Genomic DNA, 25,866 nt, shown 5'->3' on the forward strand with positions numbered 1-25,866 from the left:
CAATCAGCCGCTGAAAACGTTGCCAGCACTTGCTGCGGGTTTGAGAACCCATACGCGTCCATAATGGTTATACCAGCCCGCACGATGGCCCGCATCCGCACCAATGCCCTGATAAATATCGAAGTGCTGGCCTTTAATGGCCCCACCGACATCCAGCGCCACCATCAGGCGTAATTCATACTGACCGCTGAATTTGCCGTTGTTGTCCAAGGTCGGCACTTCTGCCAGCAGCGTGGTGCCCGGCGGTATGATAGAACGATCGGAAGCCACGGATGCACGTCCAATCAACGGAACCGCGCTGGCCCCTTTAACCGGTGCGTAATTTTGCGGTTTAAAGAAGACGAAGGACGGGTTCTGCTCCAGCAGCTCACGCACTTCCGCTTCGCTGTGCTTTTCGCCCCACTCGCGAATAGCCTGCATCGACATATCTTCTTTCTTAACTTCCCCGCGATCGATCAGCACTTTGCCGATACTGCGATAGGCGTGGCCATTTTTACCGGAATAGCTAAAGAAGTTAAGAGGTGAACCATCTCCGAAATCTATATACCCGCTGCCCTGCACATCCATGATGAAGTTATCCATCAGCGAGTTACTGTAGGCCAGCACATACGTTTCATTCAGCGCACCGGAATAGATCTCTGCGCGAGACGGCAGGCGGCCACGTTTTGGCGGCATGCGGTAAATAGGATACTGGAACTCGCCCTGACGGGTGTGTCGCGCCTGAACCACCGGCGTGTAGTAACCGGTGAACTGGACGTTACCGTAGTTATCGGCCCCTTCCATCTGCCAGGCATCAATGCCGTACTGGCGCATGGTGCGCGTATCCCCGCCTGCACGCAGCCAGTCCTGAACGGCGTTGTAGACGCTGTTCTGCGAGCCATACAGACGCGGTGACGCGGTGCGGATCTGGCTGACCTGCTCAGCGAAGTCACCCGCGTTGATCGGCGCACCCACGGCATCCGGCTGGTTAACTAAAGAGAAAGGCTGGGTGAATTTCCCGTCTTTATATTGCTGACCGCGATCGGTCGGTTTAGAGGAGCAGGCCGCAAGAATCGCTACCATTGCGCCCGTCATCAGATACTTCGCCCATCGTCCTTTCATTATATCTCGTCTTAAAGTTGCCCTGAGTCTCTATAAAGAAGATAACAAACCCCTCAGGCTATTGAAATCTGATAGCGCATCCTGAGGCAGGATTTGCGCATTAATCGTCCGAACAGGGCGATGTCGTTCATTTTACATACTAATTTTGGTATTTATGAGAAAAAGGGTTGCATCAAAAACCTATCCGAGTATAGTGCGCATCCACGGACGCGGGGTGGAGCAGCCTGGTAGCTCGTCGGGCTCATAACCCGAAGGTCGTCAGTTCAAATCTGGCCCCCGCAACCAATTAAAATTTGATGCAGTAAATTTCTACGATGTTTTTGCTCAGTAGAAAGACGGACGCGGGGTGGAGCAGCCTGGTAGCTCGTCGGGCTCATAACCCGAAGGTCGTCGGTTCAAATCCGGCCCCCGCAACCAATCAAGTTTTAAGCAGTAGTACGTAAAATAGAAGAAAGACGGACGCGGGGTGGAGCAGCCCGGTAGCTCGTCGGGCTCATAACCCGAAGGTCGTCAGTTCAAATCTGGCCCCCGCAACCAATTCTTCGAAAAACAATAGACACCCTCAAGGGTGTTTTTTTGTATCTGCCGTTTGTGGATTTGCCGGGCGTGAACCCGGCTCATACCATCTACCCTCTTCTGGCCAGCGTCGCGCCATCCGAGAAATACGCCTTTATCCCTGCCAGAATCGACTCTGCCACTTCCTGCTGGAATTTCGCGGTCTTGAGCTTACGCTCCTCTTCGACGTTACTGATAAACGCCGTTTCGACCAGAATCGACGGGATATCCGGCGCCTTCAGCACCGCAAAGCCCGCCTGCTCAACGCTGTTTTTATGCAGCTTGTTCACATTCCCGAGTTTACTCAGCACCGCTTTACCAAATTTCAGACTGTCGGTGATGGTGAGCGACTGCACCATGTCGAACATCGTGTGATCGACATAGCGATCGCCACTCTTGCTCACCCCACCAATCAGGTCGGAGGCGTTCTGGGAATCCGCCAGCAGCCGCGCCGCGGTACTGGTCGCCCCTTTGGTCGACAGGGCAAAGACCGACGAACCGCTCGGCTGCCTGCTGGTAAAGGCATCGGCGTGAATGGAGACAAACAGGTCAGCGCGCTGTTTCTGCGCTTTCGCGACGCGCACTTTCAGCGGAATGAACACGTCTTCATTACGCGTCATGTACGCCCGCATGTTGCCCTCTTTATCGATCAACGCCTTCAGACGGCGACCAATCTGCAACACCACGTCTTTTTCACGCGTTCGATATTTCCCGACCGCTCCGGAGTCTTCTCCGCCGTGGCCCGGATCGAGCATGATCACAATCGGGCGATCGCGCCCCGCTTTACCCGGCTGCGGGCCACTCTGCGCAGGAGGAACCTGCCTCTCAAGATCGCCTTTGTTGTAATCTTCCAGCAAGGCGAGGAGTGGATCCTGAATGTCCGTCGCATTAGCCGGATAGAGATCCATCACCAGACGCTCTTTAAAACCGGCTACCGGTGCCAGGGCAAACAGCTGTGGTTTAACGTTCTGCTTCAGCTCGAACACCATGCGCACGGTTTGCGGATCAAACTGGCCGACGCGGGCAGATTTAATGTAAGGATCATCGCCACGGATCTGCGCTCCCATGCCTTTCAGCACCGAGTTCAGATTCACGCCCTCGATATCCACCACCACACGCTCAGGATTGCTCAACGCAAACTGTTTGTATTTCAGTACCTGATTAGACTCTACCGTCACGCGCGTATAGGTCGAAGACGGCCAGACACGCACCGCCACCACCTGACTGACGGCGGCGAATGCAACCTGGCTGACGCTCAGCAACCACATCGCCCCGGCCCCTTGTAACAAGCGGCGGCGGCTTATTGTTGATTTGGATCCCGACATGCTTCTCCCGAGCAAGAAAACGAATTTATCTACAAAACGTCCAAATTGACCGAAAACTTTAGCGAATGATGCATAACCTGTCATCTATAAAAGGGTAAACAATCATGCAGTAAGGCACGCATCACTTAATTTTTTGTCTGGTTTGCACTGAATTTAGGGTTGCGCGCGCGGCAATAATCGAATAAAAATACAGAAAATACGAATAAACATTCACTGAGGGGTTGTGCCGTGGTAAAGGAACGTAGAACCGAACTGGTCCAGGGATTCCGCCATTCTGTTCCCTACATCAATACCCATCGGGGAAAAACGTTTGTCATCATGCTGGGTGGCGAAGCCATTGAGCATGAGAACTTTTCCAGTATTGTCAATGACATCGGTCTGCTGCACAGCCTCGGTATTCGCCTGGTGGTCGTCTACGGCGCGCGTCCGCAGATCGACGCCAATCTGGCGGCCCACCACCACGAGCCGATTTATCACAAGCACACCCGCGTGACTGACGCCAAAACCCTGGAGCTGGTTAAGCAAGCAGCCGGGCTTTTACAGCTCGATATCACTGCGCGTCTGTCGATGAGCCTCAACAATACGCCGCTTCAGGGCGCGCATATCAACGTGGTCAGCGGCAATTTTATTATTTCCCAGCCGTTGGGCGTGGATGATGGCGTGGATTATTGCCACAGCGGGCGTATCCGTCGTATCGACGAAGAGGCGATTCATCGCCAGCTCGATAACGGCGCGATTGTGCTGATGGGGCCGGTTGCCGTCTCCGTGACGGGTGAAAGTTTTAACCTCACCTCCGAAGAGGTGGCAACGCAGCTGGCGATCAAACTCAAAGCCGAGAAGATGATCGGTTTCTGCTCGTCGCAGGGCGTGTTTAACGAACAAGGGGATATCGTTTCGGAGCTTTTCCCGAACGAAGCTCAGGCGCGCGTTGAAGCGCTGGAAGCAGAAGGCGATTACCACTCCGGCACCGTGCGTTTCCTGCGCGGCGCGGTCAAAGCCTGTCGCAGCGGCGTGCGTCGCAGCCACCTGATCAGTTATCAGGAAGACGGCGCGCTGTTGCAGGAGCTGTTCTCGCGCGACGGTATTGGTACGCAGATTGTAATGGAGAGTGCGGAACAGATTCGTCGCGCCACGATCAACGATATTGGTGGGATTCTGGAGCTTATTCGGCCGCTGGAGCAGCAAGGGATTCTGGTCCGCCGCTCCCGCGAGCAGCTGGAGATGGAGATCGACAAGTTCACCATCATCCAGCGCGACAACCTGACTATCGCCTGCGCGGCGCTCTATCCCTTCCCGGAAGAGAAAATCGGTGAGATGGCCTGCGTGGCAGTGCATCCAGACTATCGCAGTTCCTCGCGCGGCGAAGTACTGCTTGAGCGGGTCGCCGCCCAGGCACGTCAGATCGGCCTGAATAAATTATTTGTCCTGACCACTCGCAGCATTCACTGGTTCCAGGAACGCGGCTTTACACCGGTCGATATTGATTTGCTGCCGGAGAGTAAAAAAGAGATGTACAACTATCAGCGACGTTCGAAGGTGCTGATGGCGGACTTGAGTTAACCCCACAGGCCCTACGCTTCCCTCTCCCGAACAGAGAGGGAGCCAAACAATCAGGCAGATTCAAACACCGCGCTTAATCCGCTGCGCCGCTCGGTACGCGTCGTCACTGCCTGCGCCAGCACACGCTCGTCGGCATACAGCGACAGCCTTTTCCGCGCGCGGGTGATGGCGGTATACACCAGCTCGCGCGTCACTACCGGCGACATTTGCGCGGGCAGAATCAGCACCGCGTGATCAAATTCCGAACCCTGCGATTTGTGCACCGTCATCGCCCACGCCGTTTCGTGTTCCGGCATACGGCTTGGCTGCACTGATTTCACGCTACCATCCGGCATCTGGAACCAGACGCGCAGCCCCTGGCCGCGATCGAGTGCAATGCCGATATCACCGTTAAATAGCCCAAGGGCGCTGTCATTACGGGAGATCATCACCGGACGCCCCTCATACCAGCGGGAATGCGGCTGGCGGAAGATTTTCCGCTTCTGCGCTAACGCCAGCTCCAGCCGTTCATTCAGCCCGGTGACGCCAAACGGCCCTTCACGCAGCGCGCACAAAAGCTGATACTCACCGAAGGCCGCAATCACAGCTTCGGGTGCATCTTGCTGCTGCACGCTCAGAAGGAAACGCTGATAACCCTGCAATGCATCCTCGAGCATGGCGAGATAATCTTCGCCCGTCTGGAGTGGCTTTTTCTCAATGTCGTCAAATGTGCCGTTAAATACCGTTCTGATGGCCGCACGATCGCCGCGGTTAACGGCGGCGGCGAGCTGGCCGATACCGGAATCGCTGCCAAAACGGTAGCTTTTTTGCAACAGGCACAGGCTGTCGCGCAAGGCCCCCGCCCGTTCTTCTGTGTGCCCTTCAATCGGGCAGCCGGTCAGGTGCGATAATTCCTGCGCGCGCGCGAGGGTATAGCCTGCGCTGGCATAATTGCAGATATCCCCCAGCACGGCCCCCGCCTCAACCGAGGCCAGCTGATCGCGATCGCCGAGGAAAATCACGCGGGCGTGCGGCGGTAGCGCGTCGATCAGGCGCGACATCATCGTCAAGTCGATCATCGAGGCTTCGTCGACCACCAGCACATCCAGGTGCAGCGGATTCCCTGCATGATAGCGCAGACGCTGACTGCCCGGCTGGGCGCCAAGCAGGCGGTGCAGCGTGCTGGCCTCATTCGGGAACAGCTTGCGCTGGGCATCATTCAGCGGCAGTTTATGCAGCGTGCCGCCCAGTGATTCCGTCAATCTTGCCGCCGCTTTGCCCGTGGGAGCAGCCAGCCGGATACGGCATTTCTGCTCGCCCGCCATCTGAATCAGCGCAGCCAGCAGTTTTGCGACGGTGGTGGTTTTCCCCGTCCCTGGCCCGCCAGAAATCACCGAAATGCGCCGCGTCAGGGCTACCGCCGCCGCCACTTTTTGCCAGTTCACCGTTTCTGAATCACCGAACAGGTCATTCAGGGTTTGAATCAGTGCAGTATCGTCATAGGGCAGCGGCTGATTGGAATCATTAAAGAAATGCGCTATCGCCAGCTCGTTACGCCACATGCGATTGAGATAGAGCCGGTCGTGACAAAGAATCAAGGGCGTCGGGATATCACCGTGACTGACGGCGCCAGAGCGCAGTAGCACGTCTTGCCAGTCCGTCGTTTCGCCGATGAGGGCGAAACAGGCCTGCAGCGGAGCGGGCATTTTCTCATCCGGTACCAGGCGTGACAGGGGCAAGCACACATGGCCTTCACCGGCATCTTTACTGAGGATCGCGGCGGCCAGCATGACCGCAGCATCGTTATCCGCCACCATCATGGCAAACTGCGCGTCCAGAGGGCGCAGCGCACGCTGCTCTACCGCCTCAAGCAACAGCTCTTTCATTGTCATTGGGCCACCTCTTCCGTGCTCGCGGCAAACAATCTGTCCATTTTATCAATCAACAACGGATCCGGGCGCGTGGTAAAGATCCCCGACTGCGGATCCCGGGCGTCAACGCCACGTAAAAACAGATAAATCACACCGCCGAAATGGTCTTCATAGTTGTAATCTGCGATGCGGTGGCGCAGGTAGCGGTGCAGCGCCAGGGTATAAAGTTGATACTGCAAATCATAGCGGTGCGACTGCATTGCAGCGGCCATTGCCTGGCGGGTATAGGCCTCGCTGTTTTCGCCCAGCCAGTTGGATTTGTAATCCAGCAGGTAGTAGCGCCCCTCATGGCGGAATACCAAATCGATAAAGCCTTTCAGCATCCCGCTCACCTGGCGGAAATTGAGCGCCGGGCTGTTCTTCGACAACGGATCGTGCTCGCGAATAATCGCATCCAGTGCGTTCGCCGTGAGCGGCCCGGCAATCGGGAGATAGAACTCCATCTCAACCTGTTTTTCTTTTGCCGTAAGCTGGCTAAGGGAGATCCCCGAATCATTAAGCGGCGCCCGTAAAATCGCCGTGATCCACGCGGTAAGTACCGGCTGCCACTGGGCGTCGTACCCGCCTTTTTGCAGCATCTCCAGCACCCACTCCGGCGACACCGGCTGCGTAAAATCGAGCGTTTCAAACAGGCTATGTAAAAACGTGCCTGGCGACGCACCGCGCGGGAACTGATGCGGTGTAAGCTCGGGTTCTGCCACCACCTCACCTACGCCCGACGCATCTACGTCGAGTTTGGGCATCAGATCCTGCGCAATGTTTTGTCCGTGCTGCTGGAGACCGGAATAGCTGGTGACTCGCCAGTCGTCCACCAGCGCACGCGTAATCTTCCGCGCGCCTAAATCGGGCACCGATGGCTCTGGCATCTGCCAGCGGGAAAGATCGGGCTGGCCGGGGATCTGCAGGGCAATATTTTCATTACATAACGCGTCGAGACACTGGCGCAGCCCGGCGGCATCTTTGGGCTCACCCTTTTGAATCAGCCTCCCGAGCGCACTTTGATGGAAATCACTCTCCCCCGCCTTCTCGCCGCGACGGCGGAACAGCGGCGCAACGCCCAGGCTGCAATGCCAGACGGAGCGCGTCAGGGCGACATACAGCAGGCGTAAATCTTCCGCCAGACGCTCCGCCTCGGCAAGCTCAATACTAGAATCGGCTTTGCTGAGATCGAGCACCGGCTCAAACGACACGCGATCGTGATAGAACGCCTGATCCTGCGCACGATAGTTGGCGATAAACGGCAGACAAACCAGCGGATATTCCAGCCCTTTTGATTTGTGGATCGTCACGATTTTTACCAGATGTTTGTCGCTTTCGAGACGCATCTGCTGACTGGCCGCATTGCTGTTAGGATCGGCGATATGCTGCGACAGCCAACGCACCAGCGCATGTTCGCTCTCAAGCTGCGATCCCGCTTCCTGTAAAAGCTCGCTGATGTGCAAAATGTCGGTCAGGCGGCGCTCACCGCCTGCGGTCGCCAGCATATTTTCAGCGACATGACGCTGAGCCATCAGTTCGCGCAGCATCGCCATGACGCCGCGTTTTTGCCAGCGCTCACGATAATGCGCAAACTCTTCAACCACCGCATCCCATGCGCTTTCGTCGTTATTCAGCGCATCAATATCACGCGCGTTAAGACCGAGCATTGAGCTTGCCAGCGCACTGCGCAACGTACTCTCCCGCTCAGGCGTCAGCACGGCCTGCAACAGCCATAGCATCTCCTGCGCTTCGAGCGTTTCAAACACGCTGTCGCGGTTGGAGAGGTAAACAGAAGGGATCGCGAGCAGCGTGAGGGCATCGCGCACCAGCGACGCCTCCTGACGACTGCGCACCAGCACGGTAATGTCCGAGGCGCTGACCGCTTTAGCGGTGTGACCTTTCCACAGTAGCGCTTCGCCCTGCGCACCGGCGCTGAGCCAGTCGCGGATCTGCGCCGCGCACTGCTGCGCCATCACGTTCTGATAATCACTGACGCCACAGCCTTCGCCGTCCATCAGCCAAAAGTTCATCGCAGGCTGAACGTCGCCACGGAGCTCAAAGCGCAGTGCGCTGTTTTTCTCAGCCGACTTAACGGGCGAAAACGGAATTTCCTTGAACATGAAAGCCGCATCCATACGCTCAAAAAGCGTATTTACGCTCGCCACCATTCCCGGCGCGGAACGCCAGTTGGTGTCCAGCGTATAGTGCGCTTCGACCTCTCCGCGGGCTTTCATGTAGGTGAAGATATCCGCGCCGCGAAAGGCGTAGATGGCCTGTTTAGGATCACCAATCAGTAACAGTGCCGTTTCGGGCTGTCTGCGCCAGATACGGCGGAAAATACGGTATTGTTGCGGGTCGGTATCCTGGAATTCATCGATCATTGCTACCGGGAAGCGGGCGCGGATCGCCGCTGCCAGCGCGTCACCATTTTCACTGCCGAGTGCCGCATCCAGGCGGCTTAGCATATCGTCGAAACCCAGCTCGCCACGACGATGTTTCTCACGCGCAACGGTTTCGCGGATCTCGGCCATCGCACGCGTGATCATCAGATCGTTAAGGGTCAGCGGCTGCGCCAGCAGCGTTTCTATCGCGACAAACAACGGATGTTCAGGGACGATACCGTCAGCTTTGGTGCGCTCCACCAGGAAGCTCTGAGAAAACTTCTCCAGCGCATCGGGCAGCTGATAGCTGCGCGTCTCTTCCTGCGCCCAGGCGCTGATTTTTTCGATCCATTTCGCCTGATTGCCACGGTTAAATTTGCGGCGGTCAATGCCGGAATTTTCAAGAATGGCGTCAATATCGGCAACCGACTCGCACCATTTTTGCTTCAGGGCGGCTATCAGCGAAATAATTTTCTCGTGCCGTGCAGCCAGCGTTTCATCCGCAGGCGGCGGGGATTTTATCGCCGGCGCTTCGCCTTGCAGGTAGCGTTCGATAGCGCGTAAAAGTTCTTCCGGCCCTTTCCATAAGGCATGCACCGCTTCGGCGATATCACGCGGGAGCGGATAGCAATGGCGACGCCAGAAGTCCGCGCACGCCCGATGACGCAGTTCGGATTCATCCTCAATGAGTTGCTGTTCAAAGAGCATGCCCGATTCAAACGCATTCAGGCTCAGCATGCGCTGGCAAAAACCGTGAATGGTAAAGACGGCAGCTTCGTCCATTTGACGCTCGGCCAGAAGCAGCCATTGAGCGGCCTGCTGCTTATCAGCGATCTCTTCAAGAAGACGAGCGTAAAGTGGGTTGTCTGTGGTCTGGCGCAGGCAGGCGATGCGCAGTTCGTGTATGTTCGCACGAATACGTCCGCGCAGCTCAGCGGTCGCCGCTTCGGTGAAGGTCACCACCAGCAGTTGTTCCACGCTGAGCGGGCGCCCAAACGCCGCATTGCCGCCCAGTCCTAACAGAAGGCGCAGGTAGAGGGCGGCAATGGTGAAGGTTTTTCCCGTTCCCGCTGAGGCTTCAATCAATCGTTCGCCCTGTAGCGGCAAACGTAAGGGATCAAGGGACTCAGCGGTATCGGTCATTCTTTCTTACTCCAGGGCATCGATTTCTGCAGTGCGCTGACGCTCTCCCAGACTTTCCAGCCCTGCGGATTCACATAATCCACTTTCCCGTTCTGGCTGCCGGAAACCTGAGACAAGCATGCCATGCCTTGCGGCTTCACCACCGCCTGGTGGAAGAAGTCGGCAACCTTTTGAGGCGTCAGCAGTTTTATCTCGGCCACTACTTTATCACGTGAATCAAAGGTCATATTACCCTGATCGAAATCTTTGCTGAGCTGAGACGCTTCTTCGCCCAAGGTTTGCGGAGCCTGCTGCACCTGCGCGATCACGGCCTGCTGAATTTGAGCAAACTCTTCCGGCGTCATTTTGCGCAGTTTCTCTTCAGCCTGAGGGAAGAAGGACTGATAACGCTGCCACAGATACGCGGGCTGTTTATCGCTGCTCTGCAACAAGAAGCCCAGTCCCCACTGGCGACCCACGTTCATCGAGAATGCAAACACCGCATAGCCAAGCTGCTCTTCGGTACGCAACTGATTGTAGAACCACGGCTGGATGATCTGCCCCAGCACCGCGCTGTAGGCGGAGCTGGCATACTCATCGTAGCCGGTCGGCACAAATACTGCGGCCAGCGCAGAGTCCGTGCTGCTCCCCGCCTTTTCAAAGATCACATTCTGCTGTTTTTCCACCAGCACATTCTGGTTACGGCACCACTCATTGCCGTTGGCACCCAGCTGTTTGCGAACATTCTGCGCGAGGGTTTTAGCCTGATCTTCACTCATGTTGCCGACAACCAGAAACTCGGGGCGCGAATGGGTTTTCAGGGCCGTCCGGTAATCCATCACCTCTTTCAGGGTGATTGACGGCAGCAGCGCGCGGCGCGTTTCACGCTGGAAGTACGGAATTTGCGACAGCATCTGCACAGGCATAATCGCCTGATCAAAAGCTTTGCCTTTTTCCGCCGAATCCATCATCTGCGCATACCAGGATTTGGCCTGCTCCAGCTGTTCTTCGGTCGCCGTGTAGCTGAAATACCCCTCCAGCAGCGCCTGGAAAAGCTGCGGTAAACGCTGGGTGTAACCGTTAGCATTGACCATTAGCCCGTTGTTGGCGTTGGTGGAGAAACTGATCCCACCGACAGCCGCCTGATTGCTGAGCTGATCCAGGGCGATCCCCGCCAGATAGTCATTCAGCGCAAACATCACCTGGTTTTTAGCGCTGTCCATGGCCTGCGGATTGCGCAGCACCACGCTGACATCGGCTTTCGGCTCACTGGCAAAATAGCGGCTTGGGGTGTAAACCACACGTAATGTCGGTTCGTTAACGATCAGTTCCGGATGCGGGTATTCCTTTGCAGGCTTGATGAGCGTGAAATCGTCAGGAATGTACGGATTGAGTTCAGGCAATTTCAACGCAATCTGGCCGGACTCTTTCTGCCAGTCAGCGAAGGTTTGCGCGCTGATTTTATTCACCTGATACGGCGCATCGACAAAGTACGCAGTTTTGTTGTGCGGCTCTTTCGGGCTGATATACCAGATGCGGGCGTTCTGCGGGGTCATCATCGCCAGACGCGCTTTGATGGCATCGGCGTCATAACGATCGGCAATGTTCACCGCATCCAGCGTATTTTCCACCGGAACACGAATCATGGTGTCAGCCAGCCATTCAACATAGTCCATATCGCGGGTGATCGACGGGTAGCGGAAATCGAGATCCAGCACGTGGGCCAGTTCGTCAAAGTAACTCTTGTCCACACCTTTATCGCGCAGCAACGACAGATAGCTGAAGATCGCCGCAACCACTTGATCGCGGTGCGCAAGGCCTTTGTCTGTCAGGGTTGCCGAGATCGCGAGAACACCGCTGTTACCGTTGACGACAGGATCGGAATCAGCGCGGATGCCCTCCACCAGCCCCTGCTTCTGCAGCCAGTCAGAGAGCGTGCCCGGGCTGCGATTACCGATCAGATAGGTGAGGAGCTCATCCGTTTTGCTGCGAAACTGTGCAGTATTGTTATCAATACGGAACTCGACACGCAGCACTTTACGCGGCATTGCAGGCACGTAGTGAATGATGATCCCTTTTTGGTCATCCGTGACCACTGGCGTGGTGATCTCCGGCTTTTCAATATTTTTATTCGGCACACGACCATAGGTTTGTGCCGCAAGACGCGCCAGCTCCGGCAGCGGTTTGTTGCTGTAAACCACCGCTTTCATCAGATTGGCGGAATAGTATTTATCACGAAAGGCGTGTAAGGCATCGAGAACCGGGCTGCCGGGTTTATCGCTCAGGGTTTCCAGATTACCCCCTGAAAAACGCGAGCCTGGGTGCGCCGGGTTAATTGTTTCGGCACTGACCTGCGCCATGCGCATACCGTCTCGCGTGCGCGCCATAGTCAGTTCGGCATTGACGGCGTTACGCTCGCGATCGGCATACTTTTTATCCAGTAAAGGCGACGCGATGGCATCGGCGAGACGGTCAACCGCCCCTTCCAGCGCATCGTTTTCGACTTCAAGATAGAACGCAGTGCGATAAGGTGCCGTGCTGGCATTGTGGCTGCCACCGTGCATTTTGAGGAATTCAGAGAGGCTATCCGGCTGCGGATATTTTTTGGACCCCATCAGCGTCATGTGTTCAAGGTAATGGGCAAGACCAGGATGCGAATCGGGGTCTTCCAGCGAGCCGACGGGGACGACCAGTGCAGAGAGCGATTTAATCGCCTGCGGATCGGAGACCAGCAGCACAGTCATCCCGTTATCAAGACGAATAGCCTGATACTGGCGGGTGTCTTTTTCGCTCTTATGGATTTTTTCCTGAACGGGCTGCCAACCGGTATCTGCCTGAGTGAGGGGTGCCCAGAGGGCGACAAACAAAACAAACGCTTTTAACAAGGTGCTGCCTGGCATTCACTACCTCTTCATCACGGCTACATCATTAACAATTTGCGTGCTGGGCACGCCAGCATCTCTTTATGTTGGTACATCAGTCCGTGACAAGATGGGCATAATAAATGAACGCTTTCTCCTGCGCAATTTTTATACAATCATCAGGACTGATTAAATTTAAACAAAGGTAACAGATAGCGTTGAGCCTCTTGCGTAATGGCGTCGAAGTACTCCGGCTCAAGGGTTCTCCATAACCGCTGATACCAGACATCATCACCCTCTCCGCGCACCATCATATTTCCTTCATACGCCTGTAAAAACTTGCTGCGCGCTTTTTGCAGCGAGGCGTCATCCGTTAACATGGCATCATTCTGCGCGTCGTAACAGGCTTTTATCCACGCCCCCCCACTTTCTGGCAGCAACAGCAGCGGCTTATTCATTCCCTGGCGATAGCCCTCGATATAGGGTTCGAGACAGGCCAGAGCCTGATCGGACGCCATTGGAGGGAAGCGCCATTCGCCGTCCTTACGGACGAATAAACGGCTTTCACCTTCGTTACCGCCCGCACAGTAGACAAGATGTTCGAGCCAGAGTTGCAAACCTTGTGACACACTGAGCATGGCAGGACGCCAGCGCAGTAGCCCGTCCGGCTGCACCTGCTGTAGCCAGCCCGTGAGCTGAATACCGTTGCAGGTCAGATCGATTTCAAGGCTTTTTCCCGGCTGACGGAATTCAATAACGCGATCGGCCAGGGCCTGCATCTCCTGACACTGCATATCCCAGGCGATCTCCCCGAAGGCGCCATACGGGAGCTGGCCTGCGGCCCGATAGCGACGAAACAGCGTTTGTGCATTTTCCTCTTCAACCAGCGCATTAAGCAGCTGTTGATTCAGCTGATAGCGGCTTAATCCATTGAGGGTGAAAGGTTCTGCATCAGGGATCTCGCTCTCTTCGGAGCGGAAATTCACCTGCAACCGCTGCTGGAAAAACGCGCGTACCGGGTGCGCCCAAAACCGTTGCAACTGCTCAAAGGTGAGCGTCTCAAGCAAACGAGGCTCAAGTTCCTGAATGAAATCCGTATGGGCTTGCCCCTCTTTCCTCGCAGCGGGCAGCCATTCGCGGGCATAGCTTTGCTGTTCGTTATCGACGTAGTTAGCCGGATCGAACGGCATGCGAGTGTGGAGACAGGTGATATGAGCTTTCACCCGCTGTTCGCTTTCGTCGCAGTTACGCGCCTCATCACCCGGCAGATAGTGGCTTTGCCCAATGTAATCGACCAGTTCCTGCACCAGCACTGACGGGAAGCGCTCGCTGTTATCCTGAATGGAATGCCCTATATAGCTGATATAGAGCTTTTGCTGGGCCGAAATCAACGCCTCGAGGAAGAGGTAACGGTCATCGTCACGTCGGCTACGGTCACCACGCTTCGGCTGCTGGCTCATCAGATCAAAGCCCAGCGGCGCCAAAGCACGCGGATAGATACCATCGTTCATTCCGAGCAGGCAAACCACCTTAAACGGAATCGAACGCATTGGCATCAGCGTACAAATATTGACGGGACCAGCAAGGAAGCGCTGGCTAATACGTTCCTGATCCAGGCGCTGCGTCAGTTCATCGCGAAGTAAGGAGAGCGGAATAGCCTCGCCATAATGAGATGAAATACCTTCTTCGATAATGGCCTGCCACTGCTGTTCGATAAGTGCCATCGCCGCTTCGGTGTCCGTGTCGGGCAGGAAAAAATCATTCAACATTTCCCGGCACAGTGGCTGCCATTCCTCAAGCGTGCGGGACTGCATCAGCTCGCGCCGCCAGCGATTAAGCTGCATTAACAGTGAAGCCAGATGGCCGACCAGTTCGGCAATCAGCCCTGAAGATTCATCGTAAGGCAGGACCTCATTCCACTCCCCCTGATGGCTCTCCATTGCATAGCCCAGCAGCATACGCGTCAGGCCGAACTGCCAGGTGTGCTGCCCCGTCGGCGGGAGCTCGAACTCCTGGACGTTATCATCGTCAATCCCCCAGCGAACACCCGATTCATTGACCCACTGGCGCAGATAGCGCAGCCCCTCTTCGTCGATGTCGAAGCGAGCGGCCAGCACCGGAACATCCAACAGCGCCAGTACGTCTTCCGAAATAAAGCGGCTATCGGGCAGAGCAAGCAGGCTAATAAACGCCTGCAAAGCCGGATGCGACTGGCGCGCCCGGCGGTCGGAAACGGCATAAGGCAGATATCGCTCGCCGGTGGCACTGCCAAAGACCGCCTGAATAAACGGGCTGTAGCTGTCAATATCCGCCACCATGACCACAATATCGCGCGGCGTCAGTTCAGGATCGTCCTGCAACATCGCCAGCAGCTTGTCATGAAGCACTTCAACTTCGCGCTGCGGGCTGTGGCACACATGTACGGTAACGCTGCGATCCTCTGGATCCAGTTTTCGCTTCTTATCGCTGCGGGCAAACTCTTCGGCGGTGATCCCCGCGATGGCGCGGTTCTCCAGATCGAGAATATCCAGTTGCACGTTATGCAGCAGGCTGTCAGGAGTGATCTCCGCAAAGGCATCCACATCGCCTTCTCCGGACGAGGTGATATCGGACAGCATGTGAATGTAGTCACGCCCCAGTTTTCCCCAGGAGGCCAGCAGCGGATTCGGTAAGTTTTGAATGCCTTCTTCATCAAAGAGCTGCGCGGCATTGTCGCTGTCTTTGAAGAGCGGGATCGCGCGCTCTTCAAAGATCCGCCGCCGTTGGCGAGCAACAAGACGAGCGAGCCATTTAGGGTCCTGAATATCCCCCCAGTAATGGCGACACGGGTTGGTGAACAGAATGTGGATATCGACATGCTTACCCAGGGCTTTTAACGCGCTCAGGTAAACAGGTGGCAGAGCGGAAATCCCGCATATAAAGACGCGCGACGGTAACCCGGCAGGCGGTTCAGAGGCCTTTTCGAGGGTTGAGATAAACCGCTCGTATAGGTTGGCACGGTGCCACTGTGGCTGGCCCAGTTTTTCGGTGTGTTCCACCAGCGCTTTCCACAGCGGGGCCTGCCAGATTTGCGCCTCAGGCAGGCCGTCAATCAGCTCACCCTTTTCCCAGGACGTCAGCCATTCCGGGCGATAGACCAGATACTGGTCATACAGATCCGCCGTCCGCGAGGCCAGCTGGAACAGTTTACGTTTGTCGGTATCATCGCTCAGGTAGTGGCGCAGCATGGCGAACGCATCGCTCGCCAGCATATCCGGCAGCAGCGACATTAGCTTCCAGCTCATGCTTTGCTTATTGAATTCGCTTTTTTTGGGGATGTCCGGCAGGACGCGAACAAACATCTCCCAGATAAAACTCGCCGGAAGCGGGAACTCGATATTTGCCGCAATACCGAATTTTTGCGCCAGGGACATTTGCAGCCACTGAGCCATACCGGTGCTTTGCACCAGCACCATTTCTGGCTCAAAGGGATCGGCAGGATGCTCGCGCTCGACGATAAACTCCATCAATGCTTCCAGCACATCCAGACGATTTGAGTGGTAGACCCGTAACATAGACGCTCCCGACTACTGACTAAGCGGGCAATGCAGGCGTGTCATCTGACCCTGCCGCCCCAAAGGCGAAATTATAGTGACCGAGATGCTGACACATCCAGCCTGCATTGTCTGCCCCCTGTTTATCCGCCAGCCATCCGGTAACGTCCCCTGTGACAGCTGGGTCTGGCTCCAGGCAGAATGCCAGAGCTGGCGATACTGATTGAAAACCGTAAATCGCGCTGCCAGCGCCCGATGATAGCCAGACAGCGCAGTAATGACGATAACCAGCAGCATCATCGCTAACAGCACTTCCACCATACTAAATCCCCTTTGCCGGGCTAAGGTAGCTGACACAGTGCGCTCTCCTTCAGTGGACAAAAATCGCTCCAGCCATGGCGGGAGAACACCACTCGCCCGTCCTGGATTATCCCGCCGCGCCACAGCAGCAGCTCACCACTCCCCGCAATAAGCAGGACGCGATTGTCTTCAGTAACGCGCAGACAGACTCGCCCTTGCAGCCCTTTTTTGCACTGAATACCTGACCCCACCGGCCAAAGCTGCCTTTTGCCCCACTCCAGCGCCGACTGGACGTTGGCCTGCTGCAAAATCAGCTGCCGCTCACGGCTCACCATCCGCGTAAAAGCATCGAGCTGCAGATTAAGGCCGGTAAGGATCAGGCTGCCGATCACAAGGAGCAACAGGACCAGCGCAAGCGATGACATCCCCCGCTGACGTTTCACAGATTAAATCCTGTGACGCGATGGGTGACCTGTATTGGCTCGGCGTGTGGACGTGTTGTTGAAACTGCCAGCTCAATACTTAGCTCAGGCGCAAAGCCAGTGTGCTCAATTTTTCTCACCAGGAAGTGAGTCACTAACACACGTTCAGGTTCGGTCAGCTTTTCCCAGCCTTTTCCTTCGCAGCTTGTGGCTCCCCGCTGGGTTTCAAGTGCGCCAGCCTCCAGGCGAAACCCTGTTTGCTCCGCCTCTGTCGAGGGGGCATTCTCCCAGCGCCCATTGCTGTTGGCATCCCATTGCACAATGACACAGCGCCCTGCTCTACCCATCGTCAACGCGGGTCCCTGACAAGAGCCGTTACAGTATCCGGCCCTTTGCAGCTGCTTGCCGATAGCAGTGGCTCTGAGCCAGACCTCTTCTTCTAGCTCCTGCTGTTGCTCTTGCTTGAGAATGGCTCGCTGTAACGCCGGCATAAAACGCGCGGTACTCAGCAGCAAAATACTGCTTATTGCCATCGCGATGAGTACCTCGGTCAGCGAGAAGCCGCGCTGGTTTTTTAACATGTTCCCTTCCCTGTGCTGTTGCACATCCTGATACGCCCGGTGTTCGACACGATAATCAGCCATTCTCCCGCGGGGCTTTTGATGCGTATCCTCCCGGGCCAGGCGGTATCCCGTAATCCATAAAACGCCAGTGATTTCGTCAGTTCTGCAATCGTGACTTCCGGCCATGGCAAATTGAGGACCAGCCCGCTCTGAGTCTGGCAGTCCGCACTTTTCGTCGTCGCAAGACATGCCTTTTCGCCGTCCTTATTCACCACGATGAGATGATCCAGGTTATAACCGTTCGCATCGTTGCGAAGCTGTACCAGGTAGTCACGTACCTGATGGGCGGTTTGCCACAGGCGTTGCTGTTGCTGCCAACTCTGCCAGCCCGACAGCCCTGTGGCGCTGAGAATGACGACAAGGGAAATTGCCACCATGGTTTCGATAAGCGTAAAGCCGCGTTGTTTTTTCACTCCCGGAGTGTGGCGGGAAGCGCACAGAAAAACGACAGCAGAAAGTGAAGATTACGAGGCGCTTTCCTGTGAAAATCATCCGTTGCATTACGTTGCAAAAACGCTGGAAAGCCGCTCGTAAAGGTGAAATCTGGGCAAAAAAAACCGGCGCTAAAGAGCACCGGTTGTGTCAGGATTTGATGTATCAGATAGCGACAGGGGCTTTGATACCAGGGTGGGGATCGTAACCTTCAATCTCGAAATCGTCGAAGCGATAGTCAAAGATGGATTCCGGCTTACGCTTGATAACCAGCTTCGGCAGTGCGCGCGGTTCGCGAGTCAGCTGCAGGTGCGTTTGTTCCATGTGATTGCTGTACAGGTGCGTATCGCCACCGGTCCACACAAAATCACCGACTTCAAGGTCGCACTGCTGCGCCATCATATGAACCAGTAATGCATAGCTGGCGATGTTGAACGGCAGACCGAGGAACACGTCGCAAGAGCGCTGATAGAGCTGGCAGGACAGTTTGCCGTCAGCGACATAGAACTGGAAGAAGGCGTGACAAGGCGCCAGCGCCATTTTGTCCAGCTCGCCGACGTTCCAGGCTGAGACGATAATGCGACGTGAATCGGGATCGTTTTTCAGCTGGTTTAGCACGGTCGTAATCTGGTCAATGTGGCGGCCATCTGGCGTTGGCCACGCGCGCCACTGTTTGCCGTAGACCGGGCCGAGGTCGCCGTTCTCATCTGCCCATTCGTCCCAAATCGAGACGTTGTTTTCGTGCAGATAAGCCACGTTGGTATCGCCTTGCAGGAACCAGAGCAGTTCATGAATGATCGAGCGCAAATGGCAGCGCTTGGTCGTCACCAGCGGAAAACCTTCCAGCAGGTTAAAGCGCATCTGGTGGCCAAAAATAGAGAGCGTTCCGGTGCCGGTGCGATCGTTTTTTGGCGTGCCCTCGTCGAGCACTTTTTTCATCAATTCAAGATACTGTTTCATGGTTCCTCAGGAAAGCTGTTGCTGTGGACGACGACGATACGCCCAAATCATCATTATGATACCCGCGACAATCATCGGGATGGAGAGAATCTGCCCCATGCTGATGTACTGTACCCATTCCCCGGTGAATTGCTGATCCGGCTGGCGGAAGAATTCTACGATGATTCGGAACGCACCATAACCAATCAGGAACAGCCCGGAGACGGCACCCATTGGACGCGGTTTGCGGATAAAGAGATTCAGAATGATAAACAGCACCACACCCTCAAGCGCCAGCTCATACAGCTGAGACATGTGGCGCGGCAGTGAGCCGTAGGTGTCGAAGATAGACTGCCACTCTGGGTGGGAAGGCAGCAGCGCAAGGTCTTCCGCACGTGAGTTCGGGAACAGCATCGTAAAGGAGACACTCGGATCGACACGACCCCACAGTTCCCCATTAATGAAGTTGCCGAGACGACCCGCGCCCAGACCAAACGGGATCAGTGGGGCAATAAAATCAGCCACCTGGAAGAAGTTGCGTTTGGTGCGTTTGGCGAAGATAACCATCACCAGAATCACACCTATCAGACCGCCGTGGAAGGACATGCCTCCGTCCCAAACGCGGAACAGGTAAAGCGGATCGTTCAGGAAAATCGGGAAGTTATAGAACAGCACATAGCCGATACGCCCACCGAGGAATACCCCGAGGAACCCGGCATAGAGCAGGTTTTCAACTTCGTTTTTCGTCCATCCGCTGCCCGGACGACTGGCGCGACGACCCGCAAGCCACATGGCAAAGATGAAGCCGACCAGGTACATAAGACCGTACCAGTGAAGCGCAACGGGACCGATTGAGAAAATGACCGGATCAAATTCCGGAAAATGCAGATAACCACTGTTCATCTGTCACCACAAGATGTTGTTATTCCGCTGAAAGTGGACAGCGAAAAATAAGCGCGCGCAGGGTTAACCCACGCTCCAAAGTTGCGAATCATAGCACAAGGCAGGCGCGGAGGATGCGTCTGAGATGTAAAAGATGTGTATAGAGAATGGAGCAGAGTGTCGCTCCATTCGTGTCGGGAATGGGAAAGTTTAGCGACCACCGCGGATCAAACCGCCCATGCCGCGACGCTCCATAAAGGCCGCGACCTGGTGACGGACTTCCGTCGCCAGCTGTGCCTCAAGGCTGCGTTTTGCCAGCTCCTGAGCATCTTCGATTTCGATGTGGCGCAGCAGATATTTCACACGCGCCACCGAGCGACCGTTCATCGACAGATGACGGAAGCCAAGACCGATCAGGATCGCCACACACATGGAATCCCCTGCCATTTCACCGCACAGGCGCAGGTCGATTCCGTATAGTTCGGCGTCACGCGCAATCATCGCCAGCGCACGCAGCATCGCCGGGTGCAGGCTGTCGTAAATGCTCGCGACGCGCGTATTGTTACGGTCCACCGCCAGAATGTACTGGGTCAGATCGTTCGTACCGACCGAGATGAAATCCACGCGGTTGGCCAGCTGTGGCAGCATAAAGACCATCGAAGGGACTTCAAGCATCACGCCGAGGCGCGGTTTGGGAATCGCATAACCGATCATCTCTTCCACTTCGCGCCCAGCACGTTCGATCAAGCGACGCGCTTCGTCGACTTCGTCCAGACTGGTCACCATCGGCAGAAGAATGCTGAGATTTCCGGTGGCCGCGTTAGCACGCAGCATGGCGCGTACCTGCACCAGGAAAATCTCCGGCTGATCGAGCGTAATGCGGATCCCACGCCAGCCAAGGCACGGGTTTTCTTCACTGATGGGCATGTACGGCAGCTGTTTATCGGCGCCAACATCCAGCGTTCGCAGGGTGACGGGCTTGTCGTTAAACATCTGCAACATTCCCTGATATTGCGCCACCTGCTCCTCTTCGGAAGGGAAGCCGCTTTGCAACATGAACGGAATTTCAGTGCGGTACAGGCCGATGCCGTCGATGCGGCTGCCGAGCTTCTCTTCGTGCGCCGGGCTAAGGCCCGCGTTGAGCATCACCTTAACCCGCTCGCCGCTTTTCAACTGCGCGGGCAGATCGACGTCATCTTCCGCCAGGCGGCTTAATTCGTTTTCTTCACTGATTAATCGCTGATATTCCTGCAGCAGTACCGGCTCAGGATCGACCAGCAGCTCACCGCGATAACCGTCGACCACCAGGGTGCGGCGTTGCAGCACCGAAGGCTGAATATCCGCGCCCATAACGGTGGGAATACCCAGCGCGCGCACCATAATGGCCGCGTGGGAGTTGGCTGCGCCATCGCGCACCACGACGCCTGCCAGTCGGTCATGCGGCAGTTCGGCGAGAGTGGTTGCCGACAGTTCATCGGCGACCAGCACAAAGCGTTTTGGCCAGGCATTTTCGCCCTGAATGGTGTCGTCGAGATGGAACAGCAGACGCTGGCCCAGACTTCGCAGATCGCCCGCACGCTCTTTCAGATAACCGTCTGTCAGGGAGGCAAACTGCTCGGCGAAACGTTCGATGACCTTTTTCACCGCCCATTCCGCCACCGATCCTTTGTCTACTTCGGCGAAGAGTTCGCGGCGCAGGCGCGCATCGGACAGCAGGTGAGAATAAAGATCAAAAATCGCTGCCGTCTCTTTCTGCGCCCCCGCGGCAAAACGCTTACTGTAGCGTCGGAATTCGTTGGAGGCCTCTTCCAGGGCACCGGTCAGGCGTTCGCGTTCAAGGGCAGCGTCCAGCGTAGAGGCTTCGTACACCTGCTCCATGAGCGGCAGCGTGGCGTCCATCCATCCTTCGGCGATGGCCACGCCCGGCGATGCGGGCAGCGCACGGATACGCGTCTGGCGATACTGGCCAAATAGCGCAGCTAACTGAGACTGGGAGAGGATTGCGGCCATTTGCGTGGCCAGCGTGACGAGGAATGACTCCTCGCTTTCGTCAAACTGGCGAAGCTCACGCTGCTGCACCACCAGTATCCCAAGAAGCTGGCGGCGCTGAATGATAGGGACACCTAAAAACGCGCGAAAACGCTCTTCCTTGACGGAAGGGATATATTTAAAACTGGGGTGTTTTTGCGCATCGGCGAGGTTGATGGGTTCCGCCAGCCGTCCAACGAGGCCAACGATCCCTTCATCAAAGGCGAGCGCAACGGTGCGACCACGCGGTTTTTTCAACCCACGTGTCGCCATCAGGTAATAACAGCGTCGATCGTGGTCGGCCAGATACACCGAACAGACTTCGGTTTCCATCGCAAGACAGATGTCGGTCACCAGAATGTCCAGCGCCTCATTGAGGCGCGGAGCACTGGCAACCTTTTCGACTATTTCTCGCAAGCGGGTGAGCATGATGTGCGTTGCTTAACCTCTTTTACGTCGCCAGGCAGGTGGGCTTTGCGGTTTAGGAGGGGCCTCCTGAAACGCAATCACCACACTTGCAAACTCTTTCATCACCCTGCGGTAAACGTCGCGCTTAAAGGACACGACCTGACGAACGGGATACCAGTAGCTTACCCAACGCCAGCCATCGAACTCTGGCGTACTGCTGGTTTGCATATTGATTTCCGAGTCGTTGCTCACCAATTGCAGAAGAAACCACTTTTGTTTCTGGCCGATACAAACCGGCTTTGTGTCCCAACGCACCAAACGTTTCGGTAACTTGTAACGCAACCAGTTGCGGGTCGAAGCCAGGATGCGAACATCTTTTCGGCTTAAGCCGACTTCTTCGAACAGCTCCCGATACATCGCTTGTTCTGGGGACTCTCCTGGATTGATCCCGCCTTGCGGGAATTGCCAGGAGTGCTGACCATACCGTCTTGCCCACATAACCTGGCCCTGACGATTACAAATTACGATACCTACATTCGGGCGGTAGCCATCGTCATCAATCACCGGACTACCTCAAACTAAACCTTATATATGATCGATTGTTTCATACTCCTGTGAGGCGGTAAACCACTCTCTTACAGGGCTGCGAACGAATAACATTTGAATAACTCACAATTTTCACTCAAGTTATAAACAGATGACGGACGCAAAGGGCCATTTTATTCACTTTTTCTGTGGATATAGTTGTGAAGAAGTATGGAATTACCGCTGGACAACATTGCGGGAAGGAAATCACCTCGCAATCTCACTGCTAAATAAATCACTATATTTCATAAAGTTAACAGGTAATACCTGTGAATAATACGCCATAACGTGACGATCATCACATGAGAGATCCGCGTGCTGATGAAAGATCGAACAGCGTCGGTTTTATCCACAGATTGTGCCAATAACTTAGACACTATTTGTGTGAAAATTCGATTTTCGTCGCACGTCAAGGCTGTAAATTGAAACAGTAGTGAGGGTTATTCCCACTTATCCCACTTTTCTGTGGATAACATGGTGTAAGATCCTGTTCATTGTCAGTGACCAGTTTTGAACAACCCGATTTTACCCTTTTTATCCGGCAGTGGATTTGTCTTAAAAACGCTGATAAATCATCAGCCTGCCATATCGCCAAAGAAATAGTTAAACTCTATCCACAAGGTCTGCTTTTACGGTTCATTTTTTAATCAAAGGTTTAACGTTATGCTTCCGCTCCTTCCACTCACCTCCCCTCCGGCTACAGAAGCGCAGTTATTGCAGCAGGCGCAACGCGTCGCGGGCTACTCGCTCGGCGAGCTGGCGGCCATGGCGGGCTTGCCGATTCCTGCGGATCTGAAACGGGATAAAGGCTGGATCGGTGTGTTGCTGGAGCGCTGGCTTGGCGCGAGCGCGGGCAGTAAGCCCGAGCAGGATTTTGCCGCACTGGGGGTGGAGCTTAAAACCATCCCCATTGATCGCCAGGGAAAACCACTGGAAACCACCTTTGTCTGCGTTGCGCCGCTCACCGGAAATACGGGTGTGACCTGGGAAATGAGCCACGTGCGCCATAAGCTCAAGCGCGTGCTGTGGGTGCCCATCGAAGGCGACAGAGCTATTCCCCTTGCGGATCGCCGCGTGGGTGCGCCACTGCTTTGGAGCCCAAACGAAGAGGAAGAGCGGCAGCTTTCGCAGGACTGGGAGGAGCTAATGGATATGATCGTGCTGGGTCAGGTCGAGCGGATTACCGCGCGTCATGGCGAGGTGATGCAGTTACGCCCGAAAGCCGCTAACAGCAAGGCGCTGACCGAGGCGATTGGTGCTCAGGGAGAACCGATCCTGACGCTGCCGCGCGGCTTCTATTTAAAGAAGAACTTCACCGGTGCTCTGCTAGCCCGTCACTTTTTCGCTTAAACGCGGTTTTTAGCCGAAGTTTGAACTGAATCAAACACATTCACCTGATGTTTAAGATTTTACTGCTTCCTCCTGACGCTTTCTCAGGTTATTACTACACTATGATGTGATACGAGCCAGGTGAGGATGATAACGATGAAAAAATGGGCAGTGATAATCTCAGCGGTGGGTTTAGCGTTTGCGGTTTCAGGTTGTAGTAGTGATTACGTTATGGCGACAAAAGACGGTCGAATGATACTGACTGACGGCAAACCCGAAGTCGACGACGATACCGGCCTTGTAAGCTACAACGATCAGCAGGGCAATAAGATGCAGATCAATCGCGACGAAGTTTCGCAAATCATCGAAAGATAAACAGTTAAAGGTCAGTTGCTTACTGGCCTTTTTGATTTTTTTCTTCCCCTTTTGCTCCCCCTCTGCCATGTTTATAGTCCTTCGTCGGGGAGATTCCTGACGCCGTCAATTTTCACAGTATAGGAAGCCGGCTATGCATTATCACCGTATCCCCCACAGCACTCTGGAGATCAGCCAACTGGGGTTGGGCACGATGACATTCGGTGAACAAAACAGCGAAGCCGATGCCCATGCGCAACTCGATTACGCCGTCAGCCAGGGGATCAACCTGATTGATGTGGCCGAAATGTACCCGGTGCCTCCGCGCCCGGAAACCCAGGGATTGACCGAAACCTACGTTGGCAACTGGCTGGCGAAAAACGGCAATCGCGAAAAGCTGGTGCTGGCGTCGAAAGTCAGCGGCCCGTCGCGCAATAACGACGCGGGCATTCGTCCGAATCAGATTCTGGATCGCAAAAATATCCGCGCCGCGCTGGATGCCAGCCTGAAGCGCTTGCAGACCGACTATCTCGATTTATACCAGGTTCACTGGCCTCAGCGCCCGACCAACTGCTTCGGTAAACTGGGCTATACCTGGAGCGACAGCGCGCCGGTGGTGACCCTGCTCGAAACCCTGGAAGCTCTGACCGAGTGTCAGCGCGCCGGTAAGATCCGCTACATTGGCGTTTCGAACGAAACGGCGTTCGGCGTGATGCGCTATCTGCATCTGGCCGATAAGCACGATTTGCCGCGCATTGTGACCATTCAGAACCCTTACAGCCTGGTTAACCGCAGTTATGAAGTGGGTTTGGCGGAAGTGACGCAGTATGAAGGCGTTGAGCTGCTGGCTTATTCCTGCCTCGGCTTCGGGACGTTGACCGGTAAATACCTCAACGGCGCAAAACCTGCCGGGGCACGTAATACCCTGTTCAGCCGTTTTACCCGCTACAGCGGTGAGCAAACGCAGAAAGCCGTTGCGGCGTATGTTGATATCGCGAAACGTCACGGTCTGGACCCTGCACAGATGGCATTAGCCTTTGTGCGTCGTCAGCCGTTCGTGGCCAGTACCCTGCTGGGTGCCACCACAATGGAGCAATTGAAAACGAACATCGACAGTTTCCATCTGGAGTTGAGCGAAGAGGTGTTGGCGGAGATTGAGGCGGTGCATCAGGTTTACACCTATCCGGCACCGTAACGCGTTTTGATCTGGTATGCCGGGTAAGGCGAAGTCGCCCCC

General features: G+C 55.4%; 18 protein-coding genes, 3 tRNA genes and 1 pseudogene. 8 read left to right on the forward strand and 14 right to left on the reverse strand.

What is annotated here, in order from left to right; translation table 11 throughout:
* Positions 1-3: 3 nt before the first annotated feature.
* The gene (gene mltA / locus ABIE11_RS12330; RefSeq protein WP_100779097.1) at positions 4-1,101 is read right to left on the reverse strand and encodes a murein transglycosylase A; all 1,098 of its coding nucleotides are present in this window, start codon (positions 1,099-1,101) and stop codon (positions 4-6) included.
* A 208-nt stretch (positions 1,102-1,309) separates the two neighbouring features.
* On the opposite strand from mltA, the gene ABIE11_RS12335 reads away from it, so the two are divergent.
* The 3 genes from ABIE11_RS12335 (at position 1,310) to ABIE11_RS12345 (ending at position 1,638) form a co-directional block, all read left to right on the forward strand.
* Positions 1,310-1,386 (forward strand) — tRNA-Met (locus tag ABIE11_RS12335).
* A gap of 55 nt (positions 1,387-1,441) precedes the next feature.
* Positions 1,442-1,518 (forward strand) — tRNA-Met (locus ABIE11_RS12340).
* Between the two features lie 43 nt (positions 1,519-1,561).
* Positions 1,562-1,638: transfer RNA gene (locus ABIE11_RS12345), tRNA-Met, on the forward strand.
* Between the two features lie 89 nt (positions 1,639-1,727).
* Here ABIE11_RS12345 and amiC read toward each other — a convergent pair.
* A complete protein-coding gene (gene amiC, locus ABIE11_RS12350; protein WP_100779096.1) occupies positions 1,728-2,981 on the reverse strand; it encodes an N-acetylmuramoyl-L-alanine amidase AmiC in 1,254 nt (417 codons plus the stop codon).
* A 228-nt stretch (positions 2,982-3,209) separates the two neighbouring features.
* Between amiC and argA the strand changes: the two genes are divergently transcribed.
* Complete coding sequence (gene argA / locus ABIE11_RS12355) at positions 3,210-4,541, forward strand: amino-acid N-acetyltransferase (RefSeq protein ID WP_100779095.1); 1,332 nt, start codon at positions 3,210-3,212, stop codon at positions 4,539-4,541.
* A 50-nt stretch (positions 4,542-4,591) separates the two neighbouring features.
* Here the strand turns inward: argA and recD are convergent, their stop codons facing one another.
* The 12 genes from recD to rppH all read right to left on the reverse strand — a co-directional run bounded on the left by recD (position 4,592) and on the right by rppH (position 22,925).
* Positions 4,592-6,412, reverse strand: coding sequence for an exodeoxyribonuclease V subunit alpha (gene recD, locus ABIE11_RS12360; protein ID WP_429184594.1), 1,821 nt, complete (start codon positions 6,410-6,412; stop codon positions 4,592-4,594).
* Complete coding sequence (gene recB / locus ABIE11_RS12365; RefSeq protein ID WP_429184595.1) at positions 6,409-9,954, reverse strand: exodeoxyribonuclease V subunit beta; 3,546 nt, start codon at positions 9,952-9,954, stop codon at positions 6,409-6,411. Before recB ends, recD begins: the two co-directional genes overlap by 4 nt.
* Positions 9,951-12,833 carry a pitrilysin gene (ptrA, locus tag ABIE11_RS12370; RefSeq protein WP_409255811.1) on the reverse strand — a complete coding sequence of 961 codons (2,883 nt, stop codon included), beginning with the start codon at positions 12,831-12,833 and terminating at the stop codon, positions 9,951-9,953. Before ptrA ends, recB begins: the two co-directional genes overlap by 4 nt.
* A 140-nt stretch (positions 12,834-12,973) precedes the next feature.
* Positions 12,974-16,348, reverse strand: coding sequence for an exodeoxyribonuclease V subunit gamma (recC, locus tag ABIE11_RS12375; RefSeq protein WP_429184596.1), 3,375 nt, complete (start codon positions 16,346-16,348; stop codon positions 12,974-12,976).
* 12 nt (positions 16,349-16,360) lie between these two features.
* Positions 16,361-16,684 (reverse strand): prepilin-type N-terminal cleavage/methylation domain-containing protein, encoded by a 324-nt coding sequence (locus ABIE11_RS12380; protein WP_129035075.1) that lies wholly within the window; start codon positions 16,682-16,684, stop codon positions 16,361-16,363.
* Positions 16,669-17,070: a DUF2509 family protein gene (locus ABIE11_RS12385; protein ID WP_429184597.1), complete on the reverse strand. Its 402-nt coding sequence runs from the start codon at positions 17,068-17,070 to the stop codon at positions 16,669-16,671. The genes ABIE11_RS12380 and ABIE11_RS12385 overlap by 16 nt, the downstream gene beginning before the upstream one ends.
* A complete protein-coding gene (locus tag ABIE11_RS12390) occupies positions 17,067-17,630 on the reverse strand; it encodes a prepilin peptidase-dependent protein (RefSeq protein WP_429184598.1) in 564 nt (187 codons plus the stop codon). The genes ABIE11_RS12385 and ABIE11_RS12390 overlap by 4 nt, the downstream gene beginning before the upstream one ends.
* Entirely contained in the window at positions 17,624-18,085 is a 462-nt protein-coding gene (locus ABIE11_RS12395; protein WP_429184599.1) for a prepilin peptidase-dependent protein, read from the reverse strand. The genes ABIE11_RS12390 and ABIE11_RS12395 overlap by 7 nt, the downstream gene beginning before the upstream one ends.
* Positions 18,086-18,269: 184 nt before the next feature.
* Entirely contained in the window at positions 18,270-19,064 is a 795-nt protein-coding gene (thyA, locus tag ABIE11_RS12400) for a thymidylate synthase (protein ID WP_429184600.1), read from the reverse strand.
* A 6-nt stretch (positions 19,065-19,070) separates the two neighbouring features.
* The gene (gene lgt, locus ABIE11_RS12405; protein ID WP_107702914.1) at positions 19,071-19,946 is read right to left on the reverse strand and encodes a prolipoprotein diacylglyceryl transferase; all 876 of its coding nucleotides are present in this window, start codon (positions 19,944-19,946) and stop codon (positions 19,071-19,073) included.
* A gap of 189 nt (positions 19,947-20,135) precedes the next feature.
* The gene (ptsP, locus tag ABIE11_RS12410; protein ID WP_100779084.1) at positions 20,136-22,382 is read right to left on the reverse strand and encodes a phosphoenolpyruvate--protein phosphotransferase; all 2,247 of its coding nucleotides are present in this window, start codon (positions 22,380-22,382) and stop codon (positions 20,136-20,138) included.
* 12 nt (positions 22,383-22,394) lie between these two features.
* Positions 22,395-22,925: an RNA pyrophosphohydrolase gene (gene rppH / locus ABIE11_RS12415; RefSeq protein WP_100779083.1), complete on the reverse strand. Its 531-nt coding sequence runs from the start codon at positions 22,923-22,925 to the stop codon at positions 22,395-22,397.
* Positions 22,926-23,379: 454 nt separating this feature from the next.
* Between rppH and ABIE11_RS12420 the strand changes: the two are divergent.
* The 4 genes and pseudogenes from ABIE11_RS12420 to ABIE11_RS12435 form a co-directional block, all read left to right on the forward strand.
* Positions 23,380-23,457: pseudogene (locus ABIE11_RS12420) on the forward strand (hypothetical protein); the annotation flags it as partial.
* 152 nt (positions 23,458-23,609) lie between these two features.
* Complete coding sequence (gene mutH / locus ABIE11_RS12425; RefSeq protein ID WP_100779082.1) at positions 23,610-24,296, forward strand: DNA mismatch repair endonuclease MutH; 687 nt, start codon at positions 23,610-23,612, stop codon at positions 24,294-24,296.
* Positions 24,297-24,431: 135 nt separating this feature from the next.
* On the forward strand, positions 24,432-24,650 hold the full coding sequence (locus ABIE11_RS12430; protein ID WP_100779081.1) for a YgdI/YgdR family lipoprotein: 219 nt from the start codon (positions 24,432-24,434) through the stop codon (positions 24,648-24,650).
* Positions 24,651-24,783: 133 nt separating this feature from the next.
* A complete protein-coding gene (locus tag ABIE11_RS12435) occupies positions 24,784-25,824 on the forward strand; it encodes an NADP(H)-dependent aldo-keto reductase (RefSeq protein WP_102104674.1) in 1,041 nt (346 codons plus the stop codon).
* Positions 25,825-25,866: the final 42 nt, after the last annotated feature.

Origin of the sequence: Lelliottia sp. 489 (assembly GCF_050435885.1) — a bacterium.
Classification (GTDB): Bacteria; Pseudomonadota; Gammaproteobacteria; order Enterobacterales; family Enterobacteriaceae; genus Enterobacter; species Enterobacter nimipressuralis.